This window comes from Ligilactobacillus sp. (assembly GCF_036846325.1).
In the GTDB taxonomy this organism is placed as follows: Bacteria; Bacillota; Bacilli; order Lactobacillales; family Lactobacillaceae; genus Ligilactobacillus.
The window spans coordinates 1-6,717 of record NZ_DAIUCE010000092.1; the positions used below are offsets into that span (position 1 = coordinate 1).

5 protein-coding genes are annotated in these 6,717 nt (G+C 51.3%); 1 reads left to right on the forward strand and 4 read right to left on the reverse strand.

Going from position 1 to position 6,717, the window contains the following annotated elements:
- The coding region (locus V7Z60_RS08060; RefSeq protein ID WP_334117320.1) for an MATE family efflux transporter at positions 1-382 on the forward strand (382 nt) is incomplete at its 5' end.
- A 451-nt stretch (positions 383-833) separates the two neighbouring features.
- Here V7Z60_RS08060 and guaA read toward each other — a convergent pair.
- From guaA to V7Z60_RS08080, 4 genes are all read right to left on the reverse strand, one after another.
- The gene (gene guaA / locus V7Z60_RS08065) at positions 834-2,387 is read right to left on the reverse strand and encodes a glutamine-hydrolyzing GMP synthase (RefSeq protein ID WP_334117321.1); all 1,554 of its coding nucleotides are present in this window, start codon (positions 2,385-2,387) and stop codon (positions 834-836) included.
- Between the two features lie 158 nt (positions 2,388-2,545).
- Complete coding sequence (coaA, locus tag V7Z60_RS08070) at positions 2,546-3,466, reverse strand: type I pantothenate kinase (RefSeq protein ID WP_334117322.1); 921 nt, start codon at positions 3,464-3,466, stop codon at positions 2,546-2,548.
- Positions 3,467-3,779: 313 nt separating this feature from the next.
- Complete coding sequence (locus V7Z60_RS08075; protein ID WP_334117323.1) at positions 3,780-5,975, reverse strand: alpha-galactosidase; 2,196 nt, start codon at positions 5,973-5,975, stop codon at positions 3,780-3,782.
- 1 nt (position 5,976) lies between these two features.
- Positions 5,977-6,717: PTS sugar transporter subunit IIA (locus tag V7Z60_RS08080; protein WP_334117324.1), on the reverse strand; the 741-nt coding region annotated here is incomplete at its 5' end.

The following is a 6,717-nucleotide window of genomic DNA, read 5'->3' on the forward strand; positions in this document are numbered from 1 at the left end:
GCTCGTGCTGATGGCAGTTGGAATGCTGTGCTTCCTTTTCCTGCCGGAGCAAATGTTGCGGGTCTTTACCAAAGACGAGCAGGTGATAGCAATCGGCAGGATCGGCTTCCGCTTTGTCGGCATCAGCTTCCTGCCAATGGTCACATCACAGATCTTCCCCGTATTCTTCCAGACGGTAGGCGCCAGCCTGAAAAGTTCAGCGCTGACGATACTACGGACCGTTGTGCTGTTTGTGCCACTCGGCTATCTGTTCTCCAGGTTCGGGCTGGATCGGTTTTGGCTGACCTTTCCTGTGACGGAAGTGGTGACAAGCACGATAGGCATCCTGTTCTACCGCCAGTTCCTCCAGAAAGAGTATGTCAGCGAGACAAAACCGCTATGACTGGACGATGGAGATGTTATTGCCCTGAAGCCCTCAAAACCGGTTGTGATCATCACCATCGCCAGAGAACACGGCTCATCCGGCAAACAGATCGGTAAGCTGGTTGCGCAGAAGCAGGGCTTTATACGGTGTTGGATTCCTCTGTCATGTTCCGGCTTGTGCTTTTCACCTTGGGCGTATCCGCCCTTTTTATTTGGGTTATAATGTCCTTTAAGTATACAGATGAAAAAAGAAAAAAACCACCAGCCGCGCGAAATTTGCGGCCAGGTGGTCTTGTATAGTTAATTAGCGAAAAGAGAGCTTACCAGTGTTTAAAAAAAGTGTTGTCTACTTGCTATATAGTGTTGTCTACTGAAACAGTATTTTTTATAAGTTTTGAGCAGTTATTTTTTACAAGCCCCGATATATCAACCCTTTTACACCTTTAACCTAAGTTAAATGCGGTTTATTGTCATTCCCATTCAATCGTTGCCGGCGGCTTGGAAGTGATATCGTAGACTACGCGGTTGACGTGATCGACTTCGTTTACGATTCGAACTGAGATTTCCTGAAGAACATCCCATGGAATCTGGGCGAAGTCCGCCGTCATGCCGTCGATGGACGTTACGGCACGAATGCCAATTGTGTAGTCATACGTGCGGCCGTCACCCATGACGCCGACGGAGCGGATGCCCGGAAGGACGGTGAAGTACTGCCAGATTTCCTTGTCAAGGCCATGTTGTGCAATGACTTCACGCAGGATGGCATCAGAATCGCGCACGATTTCGAGCTTGTCTTCCGTAATTTCGCCAATGACGCGGATGCCAAGGCCTGGGCCAGGGAATGGCTGACGCCAGACGAGTTCATGCGGAATACCGAGCTTTTCGCCGAGTTCGCGCGTTTCATCCTTGAAAAGCGTGCGCAACGGTTCAATCAGCTTGAAGTGCATGTCTTCCGGAAGTCCGCCGACGTTGTGGTGCGACTTGATTGTCTTGGCCGTGTCCGTGCCTGATTCGATGACGTCCGTGTAAAGCGTGCCCTGGGCAAGGAAGTCGACGTCCTTCAATTTCAAGGCTTCTTCATTGAAGACTTCGATGAATTCGGCACCGATGATCTTGCGCTTCCTTTCAGGATCGGATACGCCTTCGAGCTTGCCCAGGAAACGTTTGGCAGCATCAACCTTGATGATGTTGACGCCAAGGCCCTTGCCCAAGGCATCCATCACCTGCTGTGCTTCATTTTTTCTCAAAAGACCGTGATCAACGAAGATGCATGTCAGCTGATCTCCGATTGCCTTGTTGAGCAATGCGGCCGTAACGCTTGAGTCAACTCCGCCTGAAAGGCCGAGGATGACCTTCTTGTCGCCGACTTCTTCCCTGATTTTTTCAACCTGCATTTTAATGAAATCATCCATCGTCCAGTTGCTTTCCGCACCGCAGGCATCAAAGGCAAAGTGACGCAGAATATCGTTGCCGTATGTCGTGTTGCGAACTTCAGGGTGGAATTGCAGACCGAAGAGCTTACGGTCGTAGTCAGCAATCGATGCAATCGGACAATTTTGACTCTTGGCTACGACTTCGAAGCCTTCCGGAGCTTTAGTCACGAGATCGCCATGACTCATCCAGACGCTCTGGTCCTGCGGCAGTCCGTGGAACAGCACTGCATTTTCATCATTAACATGAATGTCAGCCTTGCCGTATTCCTTGTTTTCTGCACTTTCGACCTTGCCGCCGAGTTCGTTTGACATCAGCTGCATTCCGTAGCAGATGCCAAGCACAGGGATTCCCAAATTGAAAATTTCAGGATCCACCTTAAATGCGTCTTCGTCGTACACGCTGTTCGGGCCGCCGGACAAAATGATGCCCTTCGGATTCATCTCCCTGATCTGGTCAGCCGTCAGCTTGTGTGACAGAAGTTCCGAGTAGATGCCGAATTCACGGATGCGGCGTGTAATCAATTGGTTATACTGGCTGCCAAAATCCAGCACGATGATTTTGTCAAAAGCCTGCATGTCAACATTAGCCAAGATGTTCACCTCATTAATATTATAGTTGTCTCACTTACTTCATTGTACCGACTGAGCCTGCAATGGTCAATTCCTTTACGTACATTTTAGACAATTATAACCTGAATGCACGTTTTTTAAGTGCATTTTCCAATCAACACAAAAATTTCAATCGGAAATCAGTACTTCCTCAGCCGCAGTTCTTCAATCAAATGGCTGGCGCTCTTCACGATGATCAGGTCGGCGCGGTTTTTAGTCGGCAGGATGTACTCGTGAAGGTTCGGGTGGTTGACGTCCTCCCACACCTTTGACGCCATTTCAAATGCAGAGTCGCGGTCACCGATTGCGTATGGATAATAGTAGTTCGTCGGGTCCTTGAAGGCGGTGTCGAGCAGCATTCCGAAACGTTCAAGGTACCAGCGCTTGATGTACTCCTCCCTGGCATCGACGTAAATCGAAAAGTCAAAGAAGTCGCTCACGAAAATCGGCTCGTGGCTCGGCAGCTGCAGCACGTTGATTCCCTCGACGATCAGGATGTCCGGCTGATCGATTACGTCGAACTTTCCGGGGATGATGTCATAGACCTTGTGCGAATAGACCGGAGCCTTCGCCACGATGCCGTTCTTCACGTCGTTGACGAACTTGATCAGCCGCGGCATGTCGTAGCTTTCCGGAAATCCCTTCCTGTGCATGATGCCCTTCTTCTTCAGGACCGCATTCGGAAAGATGAAGCCGTCGGTCGTGATCAGCTGCACCTTCTTGTCTGGATACACCTCGGACAGAAGCGTCTTGAGAAGGCGTGCCGTCGTGCTCTTGCCAACGGCAACCGAACCCGCAATTCCGAGAATAAACGGCACCTTGTGCGGCCTGATGCCAAGAAAGGCCGCCTGGTCGTCCTGAAGCCGCTGATGGTTCTTCATGAACATCCGCAGAAGATGAACCATCGGCATGTAGATGTCTGAAACGTCCTCCATTGAAATGCGGTCGTTGAGCGATTTGATGCGTTCAAGCTCCTCATCCGTCAGCGGAACGATGTGGTCCTTGTAGAAGTTGCGCCATTCCGCCCGGTCGATGCGATAGTAGTTGATTTGATTTTCCATAATCCGTGTCCTTTTCCAACCTGAGTATATTGTTCATTTTATCACAATTCGAAGGATTATGCCTTGAAAATGCAGTGCTCGGACCAGGAAAACGTCCTGACACAATCCGTGGAGGAGTGCACTGCATTTTCCACGTGCAGTGCTTCACATCGGCTGCCCGGTCAGTTCACCATAACGAGATTACGGGCAAATCCAAGAAATCGCCATTTTGCCCGTAATCCCGGGCTGCACACTGAAAAAATGTACTTTGGACGGCATTTCATCAGACAAAAAAAGAAGCCGGAACCCCCGGCCTCTTTTCCTGATGATATTTCTAAAGTGCCCTGAAGCGGTACATCTTCGACGTGTAGTCCTGATGAACGACAGGATCGTAGAAGCCAAGCTCCATCAGTTCATCGCCGCCGAAGACCTCGCCTGTCTCAAGGTTCTCATATTCAAGTTCGGGATCAAGCCCCGTCAGTTTCGTCTTCGTCAGACTCGGCTGAGCTGATGCGAGAACCTGGAACGTCATGACGCAGACGTCGCGCCTGTCATCCGAGACGAACATCCAGGCTGCCTGGTTCGTGTCAACCGGTGACTTCAGCCGATGGAAGGTTCCGTACTGCACAAGGTTGCGGATGTCCTTGTAGCATGAAACCTGTTCCTTCACCTTGTCCCTGTCCTCCTGACTCATCCGCGTCAGGTCGAGCTCATAGCCGAAGACAGCGCTCATTGCCGCATTGCCGCGCGTTTCAAACGGAGTCTTTCTTCCCGTCTGATGGTTCGGGATGGCCGAGACATGTGCCGTCGTCATGGAAATCGGATAGACGAGACTCGTGCCGTACTGAATCGTCAGGCGCGACACGGCGTCCGTGTTGTCACTCGTCCAGATCTGAGGCATGTAGTAGGCCATGCCGGCATCGAAGCGGCCGCCGCCACCGGAGCATCCTTCAAACAGGACATCAGGGAACTTTTCAGTCAGTCTTTCCATCAGATCGTACAATCCGAGAACATAGCGGTGATAGACCTCGCCCTGCCTGTCTTTTGGAAGGGAGGCGGAATAGACGTCTGAAAGATGACGGTTCATGTCCCACTTCACGTAGTCGATTCTTCCGCTCTCAAGAATTTCGCTGACCTGTTCGAAGAGGTTGTCGACGACTTCCTTTCTGGTCAGGTCAAGTACGTACTGATTGCGTGAAGGGCTCGGCTCACGTCCCGGAACATGCATCAGGTATTCCGGATGATCCCGGTACAGGTCAGAGTCGTATGAAATCATTTCAGGTTCGAACCAAAGCCCGAAGCCAAGTCCCTTTTCGTGCACATAGTCGGCGAAATGCCCGAGTCCTGACGGGAACTTCCTTTCATACACCTTCCAGTCGCCAAGAGACGAATTGTCGTCGTCGCGGTGACCGAACCAGCCATCATCAAGCACGAACATCTCGATTCCAAGATCCTTTGCATCGTCGACAATCGTCTTAAGCTTCTCCTCATCGAAGTCAAAGTACGTTGCCTCCCAGTTGTTGACGAGAATCGGGCGCTCTTCATGTGCAAACCTCGAACGGACGATGCGGTCGCGGATGATTCTGTGGAATGACTGACTCATCCTGTCGAATCCTCTGTCAGAATATGTCATGAGAACTTCCGGCGTTTGAAATGCAGAGCCGGGTTCCAGCTTCCAGGAGAAATTGTAGTCATTGATTCCGATCACCAGATGCGTCTGGTCAATCTGGTCCCTTTCAACCTCAAATGAGTGGTTGCCGGAGTATACCATGGCAAAGCCGTAGACGTCGCCGGAGTACTCGTCAGCCTTCCTGTCGGCCAAAGCGAGGAACGGGTTCATCTGATGACTTGAAGTACCGCGGATGCTGCCGAACTTCTGAATGCCGTAGCCGACCCGCTGTCTTTCCGGGTGGCGTTCATTTGCGTGGGCGCCGGGAAGGCAGATTGAGTCGAAGTCTCTGTCAGTGAAGTCAATCTGAAGGGATGCGGCCTTTTCCAGGAAAACATCCTCATTCCCTGCATTTCTCACCCTGACCGAGCGCGTGATGATGTCGACGTCGCGGTAGATCGTGTAAAGCAGGTCATATAAAAGGCCGGTCGGTTCGTCCTTCAACGTGACGGTCAGCGTCTGAGCTTCTTCCGGTTTTTCAACCCAGGCTGCAGGCAGGCCTTCAAGTTCTGGTTTGCCGTCTTCAATGCTGTAGCCGCTGTACCTTAACATCAGGGCATTTGACCCGTCGTTTCTGCGGATGACGGCAGCCGGGGTGTGATAATCCATCTCGCCTGCCCCGCTGTATTCCTTCGGCAGCGTGTCACGGGAGAATGTCCGGTCAAGTGATCCGGGAAGATTGCCGGAAAAGCCGCGGTCAACCCTCGGGTACTTCAATTCGCCGTGATATTTCTGAACGCGTCTGCCGAAGTAAAGATGGCAGAGGGTTCCGCCTTCTTCCACGGAAAAAAGGTACGAGATGTTGCCGTTATGCAGGTGGAAGACCTGCCGTTTGCTGTCAAATTCAATTAAGTCGTTCATTTTACTTCACCTTTTTCAGTTTAAGTTCCATTATATCATCCATTGCCTTGATTTCGGATCCGCTCTCTTCCTTCAGCCTGAAGTCCTCGAACTGTCCGGAGTTCGTCACCGTCACGATTACGGTATCGTCAAGACCGGCCTTTCTGATTGATTCATCCCAGAATTCCAGAATCTCATCGCCTTGTCTTATCTTCTGTCCCTCTTCAATATAGGTTACGAATCCTGTTCCCTTGAGTGCAACGGTTCCAAGTCCGACGTGAATCAGAAGCGCCATGCCGTTGTCGGCAACAATGCCGACTGCATGCCTTGTCGAGAACACCTGGCGGACCGTTGCGTCAAACGGAGCATACACTCTGCCGTCATCGGGCCGGATGGCAAATCCAGAGCCTGCCTGACCCTTTGAGAACACATCATCATTTACTTCGCTCAGTTCAATCAGCGTACCTGAAACAGGTGCCTTGACGGTAATCTTTTCCTCCGTTGAGGCAGCTTTTCCACTGACGCCAAGATCCTTGCCCCATGTCCTTTCAAGTTCGGCAACGATTTGCGCATGGCGTTCCTCAGTCAAGGTAATCTTCTTCATGAAGATGATGATTGCGATGACAAGCATCACTGCAGGTACGGCAAACATCATCAGCTTGAAGTGCATCCGTCCTGCGGCAGTGATTGATGATGCAGTGGCCCCCGTCGTCATGCCGGCAAGAATTGCAATCTGGCCGACAACGCCGTTTGAAACGGCACC

What these genes read in the sequence shown, in the direction of transcription:
- coaA (WP_334117322.1), bottom strand. Translation starts at nt 3,466, where the DNA reads ATGGAAAATCAAATCAACTACTATCGCATCGACCGGGCGGAATGGCGC.
- V7Z60_RS08075 (WP_334117323.1), bottom strand. Translation starts at nt 5,975, where the DNA reads ATGAACGACTTAATTGAATTTGACAGCAAACGGCAGGTCTTCCACCTG.